Origin of the sequence: Candidatus Uabimicrobium helgolandensis (genome assembly GCF_041508025.1) — a bacterium.
GTDB classification, from domain to species: Bacteria; Planctomycetota; Uabimicrobiia; order Uabimicrobiales; family Uabimicrobiaceae; genus Uabimicrobium; species Uabimicrobium helgolandensis.
This window is the reverse complement of sequence record NZ_CP165719.1, coordinates 964974-986196: the sequence shown is the minus strand read 5'-3', so window position 1 is coordinate 986196 and position 21223 is coordinate 964974. Positions and strand designations below refer to the sequence as shown.

Genomic DNA, 21223 nt, shown 5'->3' with positions numbered 1-21223 from the left:
GGCGCAAACCGCCCCTACACCACACTTACCTTAAGTGTTTTTTTAGGGGGAAAAATGGAAACAAATAAACGCGATTTTATCGTTGGTATTGTATTTTTTGTCGGTTTCGTTGTTATTGCATTATTCACCATCATAATTAAAGACTTTACTATTTTACAAGGGCGTAGCGCAAAAATGGCGATTGTCTTTGACCGTGTTGATGGTCTTGAAATTGGCCACAAGGTTCTTGCCTCAGGTATGGAAGTGGGAACAGTGTCTGACTTAAAATTGCAAAACGATGGACGGGTAAAAGTTGATATCAATCTTGTTGAACCTCTTAACTTATACGAAGGCTACAATATCAAAGTAAAAGACGCTAGCGCTTTAGGTGGCAAACTTATTGATATTCATGTTGGGGACTCTGAAGAAGAGAATCCGCAACCAGTTATTCAATTCCCAGCTATTGCTGCTAAATCAGATAAGGTTAAAAAGCTAGAGGGAAAAGCAAAACACTCTATTCTTGACAACCCAGAAATGGATGAGTTAATTTCTGAAATGAAAGAAGTAGCCAAAAGCTTGAAAAGCGATGGAACAATTGGCCTTCTTATCAGAGAACGCAAAATCTATGACGATATTGCGATAGCGGTGAAGAATTTACGCGAGATCACAGATAGTTTAAAAAACGCACAAGGAACTCTTGGGCACTTGTTAAACGATGACAAATTGTACAAGCGTTTAGACCGAATATCAAAAGATGTTGTTGCTATTACCGGTCGTGTTCGTCAAGGCAAGGGAACTCTTGGCCGCTTGCTCCGCGATGATAAGTTATATCAAAATTTAAAAAATACTATGAAAAATGCCGATAAAATATCGCAAGATATACATAAGCTTACTACGCGAATCAACCAAGGTGAAGGAACTATTGGAAAACTATTTATGGACGACACTCTTTACTTAGAAGTAGAAAAAACACTAAGAGAAGCGCGTTCTATGGTAGGCAATGTCAATAGTACAATTAATGGTATTAATAATGGCAAAGGTACTTTGGGAATGCTCATAAGCGACGAGCAAATGGCAAGTGACTTAAAGAATACCATTGCTAGTTTACAAAAAGTAGCTACGCGCCTTGAAAAAGGAGAAGGAACTATTGGCAAGCTAATGGCTGATGATGCACTGTACACTGAAATCCGTCAGTTAATAAAAAGCTTTTCTGATTCTGTTGAAGATGCGCGCGAGCAAGTTCCTATCACAACGTTTACCAATATACTATTCCGCGCTTTTTGAGGTTTTGTATGAAAAAGCTTTTGATTATTTATGTATGCGCACTCTCCTTGCTGCTATGGAGTTTTGCGCGTAAAGAAAATATATCTAATTCACTAAACGTCTTCTACACAGGAGAGGCTTCAGGAGAATTAGAGCCGTGCGGTTGCACCGGTATGAAAACAGGTGGAGTCGCACAAAGAAGTGGCTGGATTAATTATCTTAATAAAGATAAAAAATGGTTGTTAATTGATGGCGGTTTTGCCAGCAAAAAAAACGATCGTCAACAACAGATTAAGTTTGAAACATACCATAAAATGATAAAAGCAATGAATTACCATTTTTCCTCCATTACTCAAAAAGAAGTGGACAGCGGCCGCGAAGAAGCAAAACCGTATATAGGACGCTTTCGCGATAAACTATTTGTTGTTTTGCGCTATGAAACCGACAAAGATTTACAAAGAGCTAAGTCTTTTTTGAAAGACAACAATGTTGATTTGGTTTTTGTGATGGCAAAAGGCAAAACTTCTGCACAAGTACATACAAATTTTCCAGAAGGAAAATATTGGCGCATTTTTTTAGTTAACGATGCAGATAATCCGATAACACCACTAACACCAAAAGAAAAAACAATAGTGCTAAGTGCAGGAGATCGCGGACGTTATGCAGGTGTTTTAAAAATTAATTGGGAAAACGGTAAATTTAAATGGCAACGAGAGCACATTGCTATTAGTAGCGAATATCCTCCTCAAAAAGAGGTCGTTAAAATTTTAGAAAAATACAAAAAACAAGTAAAGCAGTCGCATTTAATTGATTTTGTTGTCAAAAGAAGTTCTCCTATTGGTTATGTTGGCACCGATATGTGCATGTCCTGCCACACTAAAGAATATCGCGAGTGGATCAGTAAACAAGATCATGCCCACGCTTTTGCAACACTTCAAAAACAAAACTACCACCATGATCCAGAATGTGTAAAATGCCACGTTGTTGGTTACGAATTTGCAGAAGGCTATCGCAATTTTGAAGAGAGTGACTATTTAATCAATGTCGGTTGCGAAAACTGTCATGGACCAGGAGCAGAACACGCTTTTAATCCTAAACCTGGTTATGGACGAACAAACGGTGAAGATACTTGTATATCTTGCCATGATAAAGATCATAGTCCACATTTTGCTTATGGTGAATATATGAAAAAAATTCGCCATTGGCGCGAAAAATAGGAGAGTATTCCATGCTTAGATGTCTCTTAGTATTTATTTGGGTATCATTATTATGTGCTCAAAACGATCTTTCTATTTCTCCACAAACAATACCGCTAGGAAAAATTCCCGACACTAAAAAAGTAGATATGGCTTTTGAGGTAAAAAATATAGGAAATTCAGCGATTACTATTGAAAAAGTAGAGACATCTTGCGGATGCTCTTCTGCAAAACCAGATCCCTCTTTTCTTAATCCCGGTGGTACTTCTCAAATAAAAGTACACTTAGATCCTAGAGGAAAAAAAGGTCATTCGTCTTGGCAAATAAAAGTATTTACCAATTCAGTGCATTCACCAATACTATATGCTAATTTTGAAGCAGATGTTGTACAAACAGGTACTGTGTCACATAAATTCTTGAGTTTTGGCGAATTTCGCCGCGAAAACGTCCAACAAAAACGACTGTGGATATCTCCAGAAAATGAACAAAAGTTCAAAATAACAAAAATACAGCAAAATATATTTGATCAACAGCAAGAATGTTTTGATATAGAAGTAAAAGACGACATCTACGATGGATTTTATCCAGGAAAGCGTCCAGCAAAGTGCATCACTCTCATCACAAAAAAAGACATTCCCTATGGCCGTATTGATGGTGAATTAACTATTGAAACGAATATCCCTGGCTATGAAAAAATTGTCGTTTCTATTCTAGCACGAGTTGCTGGAGACATTGGAGTGCGCCCTGACACAATTTCGTTTGGTTTACTACGCGGAAGTAAATCGAAAACAAGACACGCATTTGTATATCATCGCAATGGAGGTTCTTTTGACATTAAAGCGATTCATTCACCATGGAAAGAATTGTTGATAACAAAAGAAGTGATGATTCCGAATCAGTACTACAAAATTATTGTAGTATGCAAACCTTCAAAGCAAATGAAAGCTGGTGAAATACGCGATGCAATTATCATTGAAACATCAGACGAAAAACAGCAGCAGTTGAAGATACCCCTTCAAGGTTATGTTATGAAGTCGAAAAAATAAAGCGTAAATCGATATGAAATTAAATCCGTCCTGCGGGTAATGTCATGCATGAAGTTAAGAAAAATATCATTATTAACGTAGTACTGTAACCTTGTAAGATACACTAAGTGCGGTGTAAGGCGGTCTTATACCGCCCGGCTTTTCCAAACTATTGTAAAATTTTAAAGCCCTATAGATACAAACAATCGCAAACGCTATTCTTTTGTGCTTGTAATACGGGCGGCACAAAACCCCTACACCGCGCTGCTTTAAAGAAAATCTATTCTACAAGTTCTTTTATTTTACGCAATTATGAGATTGTCTTATTCGTTGATTCAGCGTACTTGAAATAAAGACAACCTATTACTCCAACTGCTCCCAAAGATAACAGTATGATAACGCACTTGCAAAGGCTTGCTGATGATGTGTTGTCGCTCCAGCATGTCCACCTTCCAAATTCTCATAGTAGTACACTTTGTGATCCATTTCTTGCATCCTAGCTACCATCTTACGTGCATGTCCAGGGTGAACACGGTCGTCTTTAGTCGACGTGTAAATAAAAACTACAGGGTACTCTTTGTCGGGCGACAAGTTATGATACGGAGAATACTTCTTTATATATTCCCACTCTTCTTCGATATCGGGATTTCCATATTCTGCGACCCAGCTTGCACCTGCTAAGAGTTTATGATATCTTTGCATATCTAAAAGAGGCACTTGGCAAACTACGGCTCCGTAAAGTTCTGGTTTTTGTGTAAACGCTGCTCCTACAAGAAGTCCACCATTACTTCCTCCGATAATACCTGTATATTTTGCAGAAGAAATTTTTCGATGACTAATATCTTTAGCAACAGCCGCAAGATCATCAAAACAACGTTGTCTATTTTCTTTCAAAGCACATCTGTGCCACTTAGGACCAAACTCTCCCCCACCTCTTATATTTGCCACTATATAAACTCCTCCGCGTTGCAACCAAGAAGTTCCTATTGTACCTAAGTAATGAGGGTATAAAGAAACTTCAAAACCACCATAAGCTTTAATCAACGTAGGATTTTTGCCATTAAGTTGAGTATCTTTACTCGAAACAACAAAATAAGGAATTTTCGCTTCATCTGTGGAATTTGCCATAAATTGCTGTACTTGGAAGTTATCGCTACTAAAAAAATGGGGTAATTGCCGTATTTTTTTTATTTGATCATTTTGAAAAAAATGCAATGTTGGTGGAGTTAAAAAATCGCTATAAGTGTAGAAAAAACTATCGCTATTGTCATCGCTAGTGATTAAATGAATACTTCCATATTCTGACGTTGGTACTTGGTTTAGCTTTTTAGAATATATATTGTAATGATATAATTGACTACGCACATTTTTTAATTTATTGATAACAATGTAGTTTTTAGTAAGTTGTATAGATGTTACAGTTTCATCATCTTCTGGCACAACTACTACATCAAAATTACGCGAACCATTCATAAATTCTTCAAATGAAATAACAAGTATACTACCAGCCTTGTAATTATTTTGCGGTAAAGTCCAATCAGATTTTAACTGGATAATCATGTATTCCTGTAAAAAACCAGTGAGCTTACAATCATCGGGAACATCAAGTAGCTGCAAATTGTCTTTGTAAAAAACATGATATTCTGCGCTATAAAATGTTTTTGCACGTATGATTAATTTGTACTTATGCTTATCAGTATGTATCACAAAACTATAACTACCAATATCTTGTTTTTCACCTCTAAATACAATGTTGGATTCGATTAATTCTGTCCCTCTCTTCCACTCACGTACGCTCATTGGATATCCAGAATTAGTTAAACTATCTTTTCCAAAGTCGCTCGCTACCCACAATGTATCTTTGTCATACCATGCTAAAAATGATTTTGCTTCAGGCAATTCAAACCCATTTTCCACAAAAGATTTTGTAGTGATATCATACTCGCGAACAACAGTTGCATCTCCACCACCTCGTGATAGTTTTATCATATACTTTTCATAATCGGGATATAATCCTTCTGCGCCTTTAAATACCCAAGACTCGTTTTCTTGTTTTGATAACTTATCCAAATCTAATAGCTCTTCCCATTCACCGCCATTGAAATAATCATCGTATTTCGCACGACGCCATATTCCGCGTTCATTCTTAGCGTCTTGCCAAAAGTTATACAAATAGTCCCTGCGTATCGTGGGATAGGCGATGCGATCATCGGAGTTGAGTATTTCCAAATTTTTATCATATATCTCATTAAAATATGGCTGCTTTTGCATATGAGATGTGGTTATCTCATTTTGTTGTTTTGCCCACTGCAATGCTTGATGATCTTCAATATTTTCTAACCAGAGGTGTGGATCGTCCATTGATTTTTCCTTTACCGAACTTATTATTAAGAAAGTGTCCTAGCATATAAATAGCTAAGACACTGTTTAATATTTATTGCAATTGTTTACGTACTTCGGAACTGATCAACTTACCATCAGCGCGACCAGCAGCTTTGGCAACAGCATTTTTCATTACTTGTCCCATTTGCTTCATTTCTGTTGCCCCTACTTCTTCAATAGCCTGTTTTACAATGCTAGCAATTTCCTCAGAAGACAAAGCCTTTGGTAAATAGGACTCAATGATGGTTATCTCGCGTTTTTCTTGGTCCGCTAATTCTTGGCGTCCTGCTTTTTCATATTGCTCGATAGCCTCTACGCGCTGTTTTTTCATTGTATTAAGCAGCTTTAAAAGTCCATTTTCATCTAATTCATTTGCTTTGTCTGAAGTTTCTTTTTTTACAATTTCAGTTTTGATCATGCGCAATGTTCCCAACTTATCTTGATCCTTATCACGCATTGCTTGTTTTAAGTCTTCGCTAATTTTATCGCGTACTTCACTCATTTTGATTTCCTTTATGCAAATTTGTAAATAACTAATTCGTTCATTATTATAAATAATCGAAGCAAACTATACAACTATAACCGCTACGCGCAAAAATGGTTCGTAAAACCTATATTTTATTTATATTTATTGGAAATGTACTGCGACTGCAAGTATTCTAGCAAATGCTTCTCTTTCGCTATATTGTAAAACGTTTTCAAACTTCTATCTTCCATAACTTAGTGCAAACACTTAGATTTGTGAGAATAGAGTTACTTTGAATACAGAGAGAGTTAAATCCTAATTATTGTAAGCATAATTTATGACAATAGCAAAAAAATCCGAGTAATGACAAGTATTTTTGTCAGGCGCTTTTAGAGCGTTTCTCCACCTACTAAAATAACTTAAATTTATGTAAAAATTCATTGCAAACACCCCCTGAGATGGTATACTTACAGTGTATATATAATATAGCCAAAGTGACAATAATCACAATGGTTTACTAAGGGGAGGATTTATGGAAGATAAACATAAACCTAAGCAAGATTTAGATTCACTAGATTCTATTGACATGGATAGTTTTTTCGATGTTGATTGTGTAAAAGATAATGAACAACAAGAAAACGCGATGAGTGTTTCGTCAGCGGAACTAAACGGGGTGAGTAGCCTTTTTGAGATTTCAAAACTTGACGAAGATACTGTCAATTGGGAAACACTCGGAAGTTTTGTTCCTGTAGCACCTAGAGATCAAGTTACAGATCAACAACAATTGATTCATCAAGGCTTGCAAGAAAAGCAAAAATTCGCTCACTACACTGTCACTGAAAAAATCGGTGCCGGTGGAATGGGACTGGTCTACAAAGCTGTTGATGAAAAACTCGACCGCGAAGTTGCGTTAAAGGTTTTATCACATATACCAAATGCACACAGCAAAGAAATTAGACGTTTTCGCCAAGAAGCGAAAGCAATTGCTAAATTAAATCATCCTAATATCGTGCAATTGTACGATATTGGTGATAAACCACAACACTACTTTGCTATGGAATATGTAGATGGTGTCACCTTAAAAGATCTTAGTCGCGAACGAAGACTTTTTCCTAAAAAAGCTACTGAACTAATTAAAAAAATAGCTATCGCTATCGATGAAGCACACAAACAAGGTGTCATTCACCGCGATATAAAACCATCAAACATCATTATAGATAAAAATGGTGAAGTAAAAATTCTCGATTTTGGAATCGCAAAACTTATAAATCGCGCCGATGATATATCAAAAACAGGTGATTTATTAGGTACACTTCTCTATATGTCTCCAGAACAAGCGCAAAACGAGGCGATTGATTTTCGTACCGATGTATATTCTTTGGGAGCAACATTCTATGAACTTCTTGTAGGAAAAGCGCCTTTCGAAGGTGATTCTCATATGAGTGTGTTCTATCAAATCTTACACCAAGATCCAGAATGCCCAAGAAATATCAACCCAAATGTACCTATAGAACTTTCAGCAATTGCACTTAAGTGTTTAGAAAAAAACCCAGAGAAGCGCTATCGTTATATGAGTGAGCTGATCAAAGATTTGGACAATTACTTACACAATCGTCCAATAATTGCAAAACCGCCAACAAGAATATCTGCTATGACAAAATTTATACAACGCAATAGAGCTTTTTGCGGTGTTATGGCGGGTGTAGCATGTATTCTATTCGCTTTTGCAGCTGTATGGTATAGTACGAACCACCCACTGGAAAATGGGGAACAAGCACAAACACAGCAAATCGAGAAATTACAATCAGTAAATGATAAGCTTGTGGCTAAAAACCATGAGATGAAAAAGATTGTAAAAAGTCATTCTTTATTGAGCGGGCAAATAAAACAACAACAACAAAAAATTGTTCATTTGCAAAAGACATTGAAAAAAGCAAAACTACAGAATAAACCTCAAATACTTATTCGCAAATTAAATACTGATTTGATCAATCAAATTAAATTAAAAAATGAATTGATTAAAATTGCAAAATTACAAAATCAACAAGAGCAAGAACAAGTTGTTGTAAATAAGAAAAAAAAGCGTAATGCATTTGATGTAGCAGATGCTTCTACAAAAACAGAAAAATCTGTAAAAGTAAAAAATGAAAATGCTATTGCGAAGAACAACACTACAAAAAAGAATAACACTACAAAAAAACGTAAAACACCATCATCAAAACAACCAAATAATGGTAACAGCGGAAATCCTAGTGAACCGCAAGATCCATCGCCAAATCCATCTCCAGATCCAACACCAAAAAAGCCTAAAAATCCACTTCTTGTCAACAATGGACAATTGAAAAATACTTTACCGACAAGTGGTAAAAACAATTTTCCAATCAAAGCACAATTGACAAGCAGCGCACTTTCGCAAAACGGCGAACGTTTTTTACTAGGCTACAATGATGGAAATTTTGTCATCGGCGATACAGCAACAACAAAAAGAAATACCCTACGCCATGGTAGCAAAGTATTAGGCTTAGCAATAAAAGGCGAATTTGTGCTTACAGGCGCTGAAGATGGTACTGTAAAACTATGGGATATTTCAAAAATCAAAATAAAGCAAAAGCCAGGAAAAGTAACGGCGTTAGCAATTACCCCTATTTTTACGCTAAATGCGCATTTTGATCCAATTGTCTATGTTGCTTTCGATCCGGAAAAAAATGTATTTTATACTGGTAGTGAAAGTAAATCTCTACTTACTTGGAGTGTAGAAACGGGAGATTTATTAGAAAACACATTTGTGATGAATCCTGTTCTTGCTAAGAAAAATATTAGTGAGTATAGCGAATACCAGTTTATGAATCACGAGTTTGATTTCGCTGCACAGCAATTTACAGTAGTCACTTATTTGGATGGAAATATTACACTTTGGCGTAGCTCTTTACAAGCAGAAGCAATAGAAATTGAAGACAACATAAAAATCAATACCCATAATATTGTTTCTTGTATAGCTATTTGTTCTCGTAGCAGTATGATAGCAATGGGAAACGAAGATGGTAAGATTGTTCTACTTCAAAATGGAACATCCAAAGCCGCGGCCCTTGTCAAACACAATAGTTCAATTGTGAGTATATCATTTTCCCAAGACGAGAATACAATTATTTCTTCTAGTTTAGATGACATAGAACTATGGAAGTACAATGTCCAAAAATAGTATATGCCTAACTTTGTAAGATCTTTAGTGTAAACTATGTTTGTATTTCTATACTAAAAGAAAAGCCCTCGTAATGAGGGCTTTTCTTTTTTACAGAGGTATTTTTTCTGAAAGGAAAAGCATGGACAATAAAACGTTATGCGACTTAGATAATGATAATGGTAAAGATAGTATTTCACACGAACAAACGATTATAGATGAGAAAGACACCGCAGAAAATCCAACAGTCATTAGTTTATCAACAAACAATTCTGCAAAAAAACCCGCTTCTATTTTACAACAAGGAGAGATGTTTGGACACTATCGTATTGAATCGTTACTTGGTCGTGGTGGAATGGGGGTTGTGTATAAAGCTTTTGATACAAAATTACAAAGGTTTGTGGCTTTAAAACTTATCCTTTCGCAAAATCTTAGTGAAGTACAATTACAAAGATTTGTCCAAGAAGCGCAAGCGACAGCAAAGTTAGAACACTCAAGTATTGTAAAGTTATTTTCTTCAGGAGAGACTCCACAGTATCATTTAGTGATGGAATATATAGATGGAGATACTCTTTCGCGAAGATATTCGATGTCTTACCAACTTGTCGCCAGATTGGGAAGTGAAATAGCCAGCGCACTTCACTTTGCTCATGAAAAAGATATTATTCATCGCGATATAAAACCTTCGAACATAATGCTAACCTCAGACAACGAGCCAAAGATTATGGACTTCGGCTTAGCAAAAATGTTGGACGTTCAGCAAAGCCTTTCAAGCCCTGGATCTATACTCGGAACATTAGCTTACATGCCTGCTGAGCAAGCAGAGGGTCGCACTGTTGATCGCCGTAGTGATGTTTATTCTCTGGGTGCCACAATATACGAACTACTATGTAAACGTCCACCTTTTGATGGAGAATCTCATATTAATGTTCTTCATCAAATTTTTCACAGTGAGATTATCTCTCCCTCACAACTAAATCCTGACATCCCCAGAGAGTTAGAAGCAATTTGTCTAAAGTGTTTAGAAAGAAATCCGCAAAAGCGTTATCAAGATGCCGCACTTCTTGCTACAGATCTACAAAATTATTTACACCACCGTCCTATTAGCGCTACGCCACCAAATGCTTTTACTAATGCCAAGAAATTTATATTACGCAATAAAGTCTTGGTGTTGTCTCTGGCAGCTGTATTTTTCATTATTTCTGCTTCAGGTATTTTTTCATACATTCAGTGGAAAAATAGCGAACAGCAAAGACAATACGCAGAGAAGCAAAGTAAAAACGCACAAAGAGCGAAACAAAAAGCCGATAGCGAACGTAAAAATGCCAATTTACACTTAGCAAAAATTGCCCAAGCCAAAGCATTAGAACTCAAAAATACAGCTACTACAACTAAAAATAGTGTTTTGTGGGGTGATATTGCTGCTCTCGCTGGAGCGGGCTTGGAATTTACTGTTGACCAAAAAATGCGCGATCCCAAATTGCAAAAAGAACTAAAAAATCTTATCCACGAATCAATAATAAACTATGGCTTAATTTGGGAAAAAAAGCTATCTTCACTACATTTTAATGTTTACAAAGAGGAAGTCATCATTTTTTCTGAAGATGGCACTATAAAATACAACAATCTCTATACAAATAGTAATGTATCAACGCACAACATTGGCAAATTTAACAAAGAAGCACATTTTTCTCCAATAACTGGAAACTATATTGCAATTGCCAGGCAAAAAGAAATCGTTATATGGGATTGCATGGCAAAAAAAATACACAGGCAATTTTCTTATAACTTTGCTATGTCGGAAATCGTAGTGAGTGAGGAAGGTAAGTTTGTTGCAGCACACAATAACAATACTATACAAATTTGGCAATCTTCTGGAGAACATGTACATTCATTTTCTATACGCGAAAAAAAAAGAAAGTACAAAGGAAAGAAAGTATTTAAATCATTCTGCGATTCACTTACCCTAAGCTTTTTAAACGAGGATACTCTACGTGTCAATTACAGTGAACACTGTAAAGACTTTTCTCTTATAAATAAAGATTTTACAGGAAAGAAATTCACAAGCGGAAGAAATAGTAATAAACAGTATTTTTACTCTAGCGATTTATTGGCAACACTATCGAAAAATGGAAAATTAATGGTACATTTTTTCAAAGATAAAAGTTATTTAGAACTCGCCCAAATCCCCTCGCAAATAGACTCTGACAAAGCACAAATTATTCTTCATGATAAAACTCTCGTTATTTACGATGCAAAGAATATTTACATTTGGAAAATTACCGAAAAAGAGCGCTTACCAATTAATATGCAGATGCAGCAACAACAAACGACTTATAGTCCGATGATGCAACAACAACGTATTTCGAGAAACAAACAAATTGTTTCCTCAAAAGAAAACAGCGACCTCAAACTACAGTTTCATCAAAAATTATCTTTATCTGCAGTTTCTGTTTCTATAAATAATGATTTTTTATTGACTTATTGTGAAGGTAAATTGCAATTATGGTCTTTGGGAAAAAATTGGTCTGATAAATCGCAAAAATACGTTAGTTCAATAAACCATACAAAATCGCAAGATTCAAAGCAATATTCTAAATTTAGTTATCGCACAGATCTTATACACGGACAACGAATTGAGGAACTTTTAGAATCGCGCCCAAGGAAAACAACAGCTGAAATCTTTCAACGAAAGGTTAGCGATACTCTAACAACCAGTAAAGAAAAGGTTGTTGTTGAGTGGCTCAAGTAATACAGCATGCAAATCTTTGAAATAATTTTCTTATAGCAGCGCGGTGTAAGGTTAGCAAGACCCCTACACCGCGTTTCATTTTATAGTTTATTGCTATTTTCTTTTACGAGCAATTTCGAGATATTTTTTGCGGTTTTTTTGTACGTAGCGAACAGTATCTTTTACCCAACCTTCATCAAATGTCCCTTTTATTTTCAAACGGGAAAAAATGGCCCTAGAGTTAGAATAAAAACCAACATATCCTTTTGTGCTGCGTATTTTATCAGTTTTAGTTTTTAGTTTTGCTGCTTTTGCTTCAATGCGATTACCACTAACATCGATAGATAAAAATATCTCTTTTTGACTCACTACTTTGTTTAATGGCAATTTTTTTATTGGTATTTGATTATATTTTTGCTCGAATCTCAAATAGGTTGCTTTACCATCTACATATCCTAAAACAGCAACATCCTTTTCCTTGTCGATTTTTGCTATTTGCGATTTATAAGAAATAGCATTGTCTACCTTGTTGTTTATTTCATGTAAAACTAGATCTCGGGTTGAGTAGTTAATCAAAAACAAATGTTTATCTAAACTATCTAATTGTTCGGATTTCTTGAAAAAACACAGCCCTAAATTGGTAGTGTTATCATCATCAGGAGTAACAAGCACTTCCGTATACAAGTTACCTCTTATTTTTCCTTTCCAGTAAATCTCAAAAACATCTTTTATACGAGTTGTGTAGCAATGTAATTTTAACTCTTTTATACTACAAAATTGACTTTGAGTTGTTCCAAAAAAGTCTTTTAGGTGTTTTCCACTTTCTAAACTATAATCTATAGAAAACGCCAAAGTTTTATAATCTAGCTCACTAAACGAATTTTCAAAATACAACTCAAGCGCATATTTTTTAAGATAATTCGACTCAATTGTATTTTTTAATTTGCGAATGTTATTCGTATTTTCCACAAAATACTGAGTCTTTCTATATTTTCTTCCCATTAATTCACTTACAAGGGAATATGCTTTCTTTACATTACTTCTTGCCGACTTTGCTGTTTTTTTGTAAAGAATTTTGGCATCATCATTTGCTATTTTTCTCGTTAGATATTGAAGATAAATTTTATTGTCAAAAGGATTGTTTTTTAGTATCTCATAAGATTTGCGAATGTAATCTTGGGGAATAATCGCAACCCCTAATGCCCATAGACTTTCATCATTTGCTCTAATTCGCATTTTACGTAAGGTACTTTTCGGACTTGCCGTTTTTATTTCTTTCAATAATTTTTTGTTGATTAGTTGTTTTGAAATTGCAGTATAATAACGTAGCTTTTTTAACTCTTGCGCTACAATTCCCTCAAAACCCGTTCTTTCTTGATAACTTTTCACATGTTCTTCAGCTTCACCGTAAAAATCAATTCCTTTTAAAAGAGGTCGATCAATACCTTCGCGAAACTTTGGCCCTTCTGTTAAAAGAATCTTTTTTTCATGTCCTTTATATTCTTTTTTCGTCTTCCTTATTGCTCTCTCAAATTTTAGTTTGTCAGCGTCCAAAGCAAAAAGTAATAGCTTTTCATAGATCTTCAGTGCTTCTGGATATTTTTTATTCTTGCGAAGTATAACAGCCTTTTTTTCTCCTCTACTAATTTCGTCATTCAAAAGATAGAGGATAGTCTCTTTTTTTTGTAGAATCTCTTTGCCTTTTCCGGTCGTTTCCAAACCCCTAGGAAATGAATCTAAAAGGTCATGAGCTGTTTTCAAATCTATAGATGGCGCATCTTCGTCTTTGTTTTTCCAACGTTTTTCCGCTTTAGAAACCTCTGCTATAATTTTATCGTAACGTTTTTGAGCTTCAATCTTTAGATTTTTATCAAATTTTTGTTGCTCTTCATCAATAAAAGCAAAAATTTTCTTTTCAAAAGACTTCAGTTTCTCATCTTTCTCTATTCTACCTTTATATTCTTTTTTCAGAGTGGAATACTTGTTGTACTCTTCATTGATAATATCGCGGTTATCCAAATCAAGAACACTCGTATTTGGTAAAAAAACAACAATGCCTTCTTTTATTTTTTCAAAATCATCTTCTTGAGAAATAGGTTGCGAATCTATAGGATCTTTACCAATAGGTTTTTTATCAACAATAAAAAAGGCGTAAACAAAGTATCCTGAACCGGCAAATAAAATTAGCACAGAGAGTATAGCGACAATTACTGACGAAGTAGAATAATTTTTTGTAGCTACTTGTTGGACAGGAACAGCACGATAAGTAGCAGCACGTCTTCGACGTGCATTACGACGTGGCTGAGGCTTATCTTCAATAAACTCTAAAGGCTTTTCCCCTTCATCGTAGTCGTAATCATCGTATCCTTCATCATTCTCATATTCATTTTCGACTTCATCATCATCTTGGAAAGGAGTATAGTTATCCAAAAATTTACGCAAATCTCGAACAATTTCTTGGCACGACTGGTAGCGCTTATTTGGTTTTTTTTGCGTACAACGCTCTATAATTTTGCAAACTTGTTTTGGAATACTTGAGTCAATAGAGTGTGGATGAGGAAATGGCTTTGTCGCATGCATTGCGCAGACAACAGCAGGGTTTTTTTGTGGAAAAGGAGGTGAACCAGTTATCATATGGTAAAAACTCGCCCCTAAAGAATATATATCTGAGCGATGGTCTATTTCATCACGAAGCCCTCGTGCTTGTTCTGGAGAGATATAGTGTGGAGTTCCAAGAGCATGTCCTTCCATTGTCAAGCGGCTATCATTACCAAAATCGCGCACTAGCCCCAAATCGCAAAGTTTAGGAATACCTTCTTCAGTAAGAATTATATTATCTGGTTTTATATCGCGATGAATAATACCTTCTTCATGTGCATAATCCAAGGCATCTGCTACCTGCATTAGCATATTAGCAGCTTCCTCAACTTCGAGTTTTTGTTGTTCATCAAGAAGATCGCCAATAGACTGTCCTTCGATAAACTCCATCACAAAATAATGAATGTCATCCTTTGTTTTTCCTGCATCTATACCACCAATAATATTATCATGGCTCAATCTTGCAGTTGTCCGCGCTTCAAGAGTAAAGCGATCTACTAAATTTTTATCTTTGCTAAGCTTTTTATCTAGGACTTTAATAGCAACAGGACGTTCCATTGATACCTGAACACCTCTGTATACACTTCCCATAGCTCCTTTACCAATCTCTTCAATAATATCGTAGCCATCAATTACAGGAACATTTTTTTGTGGAAGAAGATCTTTTTCTAATGTTGGAATTGTCTTGTCTGTATCATTAATTTTTATAGTTTTGTGCGTTGAATCATTAAAAAAACTTCCATCAAAATCCATGACGTCATTGGCTGCTTCCTGCCAATCTTCTTGAGAAATATACTCTTTAGAAATAAGAATTTCACCTAATGTTTTCTGGTCCATTCCCAAAGAACCAATGTCTTTTTGTATTTTTAAACATTCGTCTAATTGACTTTTTGAAATTAAACCAATCTCTATTGCTTTTTGGGCAGTTTTTAATTCATTGACCATGGTTGTATTCCTGTATTTATCGGTTATAAAATTCATTGCGAGTTTTTTTTATTATAGATTCTAAAAGCATTTTTCGCAAGTTCTTTCTTCGAGCGCGCTTGCAAACAGCCTCGTTAGAACAACAAAGGTACATTCATAAAAAAAACAACTTTAAAAAGCAACATTGACGATAATATATTAGAATAGAAAGTATTCTCGATATAATTTTTAGTCAAATGGTTTTATGTAATGAGGAGTGTCATCAATTAGATTTAATAACTATCGTAACCGTAGCGGCGTGATCCTTGACCATCGCGAACAATCAAGGCATGGTTGATCGCATGCTCTATTCAGAGGAGTTGAATAAATGTACGTATGGAAAACTGTCAAAATTTTTATCAGTTCTACTTTTAAAGATCTAGAATTGGAAAGAGATAGACTAGCGGAAATTTTTCGCAATCTACAACAGAAATTCTATGATAGAAAAATAGCTATTGTTCCTTACGATCTACGTTGGCGACAAAAACATAAAGAAGAAGATCTTGTTAATTGGTGTTTAGAAAAAATAGATGAGTGTCAGTATTTTGTCGGCATACTGGGCCATCGTTACGGTTGGCGTCCACAAAAAGAAGCCCAAGGAAAAGTAAATACGCAACGCCTTTCCATCACGGCAATGGAAATACATCATTCTCAAAATACAATCGATGAAAACAAGCGATTCTACTTGTTAGAAAACCAAGAGCGAGATGATGTCAATGAGAGTGCAGAGGATTTACAATCGATAAAAAAACTAAAACAAACACTACGTGATCAAAACGAACAAGTTTTTTCATACGAATCTAGTAAAACTATTTTAGAAACTATAGAAAATGAATTAGAAAAACGATTAGAGCGTGATTACCCTCAAAAAATGAACTTTCAAGTTTCTTCAATGTCTGAATCTCGCGAAGACATTATCAACGAAAAAGTCAAAGGTTTTGTTGGGCGCGAGCAATATCTAAAAGAATTACGTACTTTTAGCCAAAACGAAACAAAGCAAAACTATATGTGCGTACGTGCTGTTGCAGGAACTGGGAAATCTGCTTTATTGGCTTACTTTATCCAAGAATTACGACAAAAGAATATTCCTGTTATATGGCACTATATGAGTATGGGTGGAACAAATACTGCACAAACCAATAAAATTCTCGAAAGTTTAGCAGAGCAACTTCAAGAGTTGCAGATCTTAAATCACGACATAGATGAAAACGATTTACGCGGCTCAATAACCAATGCTTTAGAAAAATCAAAAAACAAAATCATTGTCTGCATTGATGGTCTTGATGAGGCACAAGGTAAAGCACTTGAACTACACTGGCTTCCACGCAATCTACCTAAAAATATACGTGTGGTTTTAACAACGCGCCCAGTAAATCCATGGCCAAAAATTTCCCAAATTTCCAACTTAAAAACAACAGAACTCCCTCCTCTAGAAGAAAACGAAATCGAATCTCTAATTGATTACTACCAGGACAACCATAATTGCGAACTCGACCATGCCGATAAACTAGTTTTAAAAAAACGCGCTGCTGGGAGTCCTTTATTTTTAAAAGTTGCTTTCGATGAAATGCTTTCTTCGGGTATGGCGGTAGGACAATTAGCTCAAAGTGTAGATAAGTTATTTGAACAAGTATTAGAGCGCCTCGAAAATAAATATGGGCAAGACCTTATTGAAAAATACCTTGGATCAATTGCTGCTAGTCGTTCAGGATTATCTGAAAGTGAATTAGAAGAAGTCTTATTCTATGAAAGTTCACAACAATCAGTAAGCGGAGACCTTACGCTGATCATCCAAAAATCCTTAGCAAATTTTATCACACGTCGCAATCATCTTTTTACTTTTTTTCATCCTGAATTTGAACGCACTGTAAAAATGCGTTTAGGAAAAGTAAAACTTCGTCACTATCATCAATTTCTAGCTAAATATTTACAAAGTAAAGGTTTCGAATACGAGAGAACACAATACGAATTACCTTATCAATTACAGTGGGGAGAACGATATTCTTCTCTAGTAGAGCTTCTAAGTAATGTAAATTTTCTTGAGCACAAAGCAAATATGATGGAAGATCTTGCGCAAGATTTTCAGAGAATTCTTTTTGAAAAGTCAGTACCAGTCCCTCGAGAATTAAAAGTAAAAAATTGTTTTCTGTTTAACTCAGACCTAACTCTAATTTCCGATTTATATCGCATTGTACAACTATACTTACCTTTTTTACGTAGAAATCCACAAACGCTATTTCAAACCGCTTGGAACCTTGGATACTGGACAGAAAAAAACAGCTCTATTCATTTATTTGTAGAAGCATGGCGGCAAAAAAAAGAGCAAGAAAAACACATTTGGATTCGTAGTTTAAAACCTCCGCAAAATCTCCTTCATTCTCCTCTCGAAAAAAACTTGCGGTTTCATTTTGGTCGAATCAATGATATAGCCTTTTCTCCTGACGGAGAAACGATGGTTTCAACGGGCGGCCTCTACGATATGAAATTACGCGTTTGGGATGTTGCTAGTGGCGAATGTTTTCAAATACTAGCAGGGCATCAGGCAGCTGTAAGCAAGGCAAGGTATACCTTCAATGGAAAACAAATCATATCTTCAGGTCGAGATGGATTAATAAAAATATGGGACGCAAAAAGTGGAGAGTGTTATGAAACGATAGACCAAAGTCCCAATAAAATAGAATGTTTGGATGTTAACGAAAAATTGTGGGTCTGCGCCGGTCGCGAGGATAATGCCATTTCCATTTTCTCAATTGAATCTCGCAACAAAATAAAAAGTTTATACGGACACGAAGACTGGGTAAAAAGCGTTGCATTCCATCCAACGAAAAAACTTCTAGTCTCAGGATCGAGAGATAAAACAGTACGCATATGGAATCTAGAGAGCAATGAAGAAATAGCTCAATTTACACATGACGCGGAGGTATGGAGTGTTGTGTTTCATCCTACTGAAAATAAAGTCATTTCAAGTTCGCGAGACAAATCTATTCGTATTTGGAATTTAGATGACAATATTTGCGAAAAAACCTTACTTGGTCATACAGTTGGAGGTGTAAACGACATTGACATTTCACCATGTGGAAATTACCTTGCATCTGGAGGAGAAGACAAACATATACGCGTGTGGAATTTCCACAGTGGAGAATGTATTAGTGTACTTCACGGCCACCAAGCGCGTTTACACGGTGTAAGTTTTTCTCCAAAGGGCAAATACCTCGCTTCGTGCTCCAAAGATAAATCAGTATGCTTATGGAATTTAAAGAAAAAAGCTACTTTAAAACAAAATGATGAGCATCAAGATAAGATATCTGAAATTAATTGGCAAAAACCTCATTATTTTCTCTCAGCATCTTGGGATAGTACAGTTAAAATGTGGAAAGAAAATGGAGAGTTAGCTAAGACTTTTAAAGTCGATAGTGGTCGCGTTAACAGTTTAATTTATGATAAAGACTCTGAGAAAATAATCGCAGCTGGAAACGACCGCAATATTTATATTTGGAATTCAAACAATACAAAAATTATTCATTCTAAGCACAAAAGTGGTATTACTTCTCTTTCTTTGAGTAAAAACAAAAAATATCTTATTTCGAGTAGCCGTGATAAATTTATTCATCTATGGGACCTAGATAGTGGAGAGCGGTTACAAAGATATTCTGGTCACGAAGACTGGGTACAAAAAGCACTTTTTCATCCAAATAATTCTCAAATAGCTTCTTGTAGTAAAGACACCACAATACGAATTTGGTCAGTAGACAGTGGCGAATGTCTATTTGCTCTACGCGAACATAAAAAGTGGGTACGAGATATTGACTACAGCCCTGATGGTAAATACATCGTTTCTGTTTCTGGAGATTGCCGCATTTGTATTTGGGACAGTACAACGGGAAAATGCTTGCACAATATTTATGGGCACAGGCGTAATATTCAAAGTGTTCGTTTTTGCCAAGATGGTAGTTCTATTGTAACCTGGGGTTGGGATGGAATGGTTAAAATTTGGGATGTAAAAACTTTAAAATGTATAAAAGAAATGCACGGAAAAATACATATCGACCATGTTTTCGACGAAAGTACTTCTTACCTCGCATCTTCTAGTAATTTACGTACTGATATTATCGATAGAAAAAACGGCAAAATTATTGCACATTGGCCGCAAAATATTGACTTAATATGCATGAATTCCAATAATGTCATTACCGGAAGTACAGGCAGCGGCTACTTACCTATTTTGCAAATGTGTAGTGGCTAGGAAGTATAGATAACTGCCTTAAGGAATTCATAATAGCGCTAAAAATATTGAATATATTAGCCCAAACAGAAGTCACATAGTTGTTAAATCACTATTGCATTTAGAACTAGGAGAGCTTTGGTCTGAGATACTTATTTATAAATAAGTATCTCAGACCAAATTTAAAATAGAAAATTTTTGTCTTTCGTATTTATCGCGAACGACAAAAATTCTCTGTTTTAAATCAGTTGCGTTACTTAAGAAATTGTGCCCCTAATTCTTTAAGTGAATCGCGCTCTTTTTGCGTCATTGCATATATGCGACGGATACTTGGCTCATTGACGTTGAAATTACCTAAAGCACGAATAACGGCTTTCTTGGTACTTAAATCAGTTTCGTTAGGATAACACTTAGCAATGGCTTTTACAGCTTTACTATGAAAATTGCGAAACTCTTCACTGTGATAACTAGCGATCATTTCTATTAACCTAATACGAAGATGATTTGCATTTTTGCGATTGTTAAGTATTTTCACAAAAAAAGGAAAACCCTTTTCCTTATTCAATTCGTAAATAGTCTCAACATACTCTTTCTGAATTGTTGAATGTTTCTCTCGTAAACAAGATTTTATCAGTAGCTTTACATGGTCTACAGCATTTAGACTACGAAATGCTTGTATCGAACGAATGCGTACCATTTGGTATTTATCTTTTAAACCTAAGGAAATTACTTTTATATGATCTAGTCCACCAATTGTTGTAAAAGCGCCGATAATACTCTCGCGTACTTGATAAGAATTTCGAGTATTTACTAAGCCTTTCTTTAAAGCGCCTACCGCTTTCTTTACTCGACTCTTCGCTTTTCCATCTTCTAGAGTTTGATCTCTATTCACCACAGTTGCCAACGAATTAGCAGCTTCGATTTTGACTTGTCGCGATTCTCTTCGCGAAAGAAGAGTATTTATCAAAATATTTGTTGCTTTAGTGCATTCTTTTCCCTGCCACCGACCAAGAACTTTCATGTACGCAATCTTTTCGATGGTATTCATCTTACGAGAGTGTTTGTATAAGATGAGAAAATTTTCTTTTCCCTGTGCTGAACCTATCGCAGCAATTGCTCTAGCACGAACTTCCACATTTCTTGATTGTAGACCACTTTCATCAGCAAACACAACACTGATTATTAGTAGAAATAAATATAAACGCATAATATCTCACCTT

The 21223-nt window shown here is 35.5% G+C and carries 10 protein-coding genes; 6 read left to right on the top strand and 4 right to left on the bottom strand.

The features are described from left to right. The first annotated feature begins 54 nt into the window (after positions 1-54). Genes UABHE_RS03620 through UABHE_RS03610 form a run of 3 tightly spaced genes read left to right on the top strand, consistent with a single transcriptional unit; the run spans position 55 to position 3484 of the window. Entirely contained in the window at positions 55-1263 is a 1209-nt protein-coding gene (locus UABHE_RS03620) for an MlaD family protein (protein ID WP_372368861.1), read from the top strand. 8 nt (positions 1264-1271) lie between these two features. Beyond that, positions 1272-2459 carry a multiheme c-type cytochrome gene (locus UABHE_RS03615; RefSeq protein WP_372368860.1) on the top strand — a complete coding sequence of 396 codons (1188 nt, stop codon included), beginning with the start codon at positions 1272-1274 and terminating at the stop codon, positions 2457-2459. An 11-nt stretch (positions 2460-2470) separates the two neighbouring features. Beyond that, positions 2471-3484 (top strand): DUF1573 domain-containing protein, encoded by a 1014-nt coding sequence (locus tag UABHE_RS03610; RefSeq protein WP_372368859.1) that lies wholly within the window; start codon positions 2471-2473, stop codon positions 3482-3484. A 342-nt stretch (positions 3485-3826) separates the two neighbouring features. On the opposite strand, the gene UABHE_RS03605 is transcribed toward UABHE_RS03610, so the two are convergent. Further along, a complete protein-coding gene (locus tag UABHE_RS03605) occupies positions 3827-5848 on the bottom strand; it encodes a prolyl oligopeptidase family protein (RefSeq protein ID WP_372371562.1) in 2022 nt (673 codons plus the stop codon). Between the two features lie 49 nt (positions 5849-5897). After that, positions 5898-6347 carry a GatB/YqeY domain-containing protein gene (locus UABHE_RS03600; protein WP_372368858.1) on the bottom strand — a complete coding sequence of 150 codons (450 nt, stop codon included), beginning with the start codon at positions 6345-6347 and terminating at the stop codon, positions 5898-5900. Between the two features lie 496 nt (positions 6348-6843). Here UABHE_RS03600 and UABHE_RS03595 point away from each other — a divergent pair, with 496 nt between their 5' ends. Together UABHE_RS03595 and UABHE_RS03590 are read left to right on the top strand one after the other, a co-directional pair. Further along, on the top strand, positions 6844-9510 hold the full coding sequence (locus UABHE_RS03595; RefSeq protein ID WP_372368857.1) for a protein kinase: 2667 nt from the start codon (positions 6844-6846) through the stop codon (positions 9508-9510). A gap of 121 nt (positions 9511-9631) precedes the next feature. Then, positions 9632-12241, top strand: a complete 2610-nt coding sequence (locus UABHE_RS03590) for a serine/threonine protein kinase (RefSeq protein WP_372368856.1) — start codon at positions 9632-9634, stop codon at positions 12239-12241. 93 nt (positions 12242-12334) lie between these two features. Here UABHE_RS03590 and UABHE_RS03585 read toward each other — a convergent pair whose 3' ends face one another. Then, positions 12335-15763 carry a serine/threonine protein kinase gene (locus UABHE_RS03585; RefSeq protein WP_372368854.1) on the bottom strand — a complete coding sequence of 1143 codons (3429 nt, stop codon included), beginning with the start codon at positions 15761-15763 and terminating at the stop codon, positions 12335-12337. A 346-nt stretch (positions 15764-16109) separates the two neighbouring features. On the opposite strand from UABHE_RS03585, the gene UABHE_RS03580 reads away from it, so the two are divergent. Next, positions 16110-20024, top strand: coding sequence for a DUF4062 domain-containing protein (locus UABHE_RS03580; RefSeq protein ID WP_372368853.1), 3915 nt, complete (start codon positions 16110-16112; stop codon positions 20022-20024). A 232-nt stretch (positions 20025-20256) separates the two neighbouring features. Here UABHE_RS03580 and UABHE_RS03575 read toward each other — a convergent pair whose 3' ends face one another. Further along, positions 20257-21210, bottom strand: coding sequence for a hypothetical protein (locus UABHE_RS03575; protein WP_372368852.1), 954 nt, complete (start codon positions 21208-21210; stop codon positions 20257-20259). Between the last annotated feature and the right edge of the window lie 13 nt (positions 21211-21223).

Coding starts and splice junctions, on each gene's coding strand:
- UABHE_RS03585 (WP_372368854.1), bottom strand. CDS start 15,763: ATGGTCAATGAATTAAAAACTGCCCAAAAAGCAATAGAGATTGGTTTA.
- UABHE_RS03580 (WP_372368853.1), top strand. CDS start 16,110: ATGTACGTATGGAAAACTGTCAAAATTTTTATCAGTTCTACTTTTAAA.
- UABHE_RS03590 (WP_372368856.1), top strand. CDS start 9,632: ATGGACAATAAAACGTTATGCGACTTAGATAATGATAATGGTAAAGAT.
- UABHE_RS03595 (WP_372368857.1), top strand. CDS start 6,844: ATGGAAGATAAACATAAACCTAAGCAAGATTTAGATTCACTAGATTCT.
- UABHE_RS03615 (WP_372368860.1), top strand. CDS start 1,272: ATGAAAAAGCTTTTGATTATTTATGTATGCGCACTCTCCTTGCTGCTA.
- UABHE_RS03600 (WP_372368858.1), bottom strand. CDS start 6,347: ATGAGTGAAGTACGCGATAAAATTAGCGAAGACTTAAAACAAGCAATG.
- UABHE_RS03620 (WP_372368861.1), top strand. CDS start 55: ATGGAAACAAATAAACGCGATTTTATCGTTGGTATTGTATTTTTTGTC.
- UABHE_RS03610 (WP_372368859.1), top strand. CDS start 2,471: ATGCTTAGATGTCTCTTAGTATTTATTTGGGTATCATTATTATGTGCT.
- UABHE_RS03575 (WP_372368852.1), bottom strand. CDS start 21,210: ATGCGTTTATATTTATTTCTACTAATAATCAGTGTTGTGTTTGCTGAT.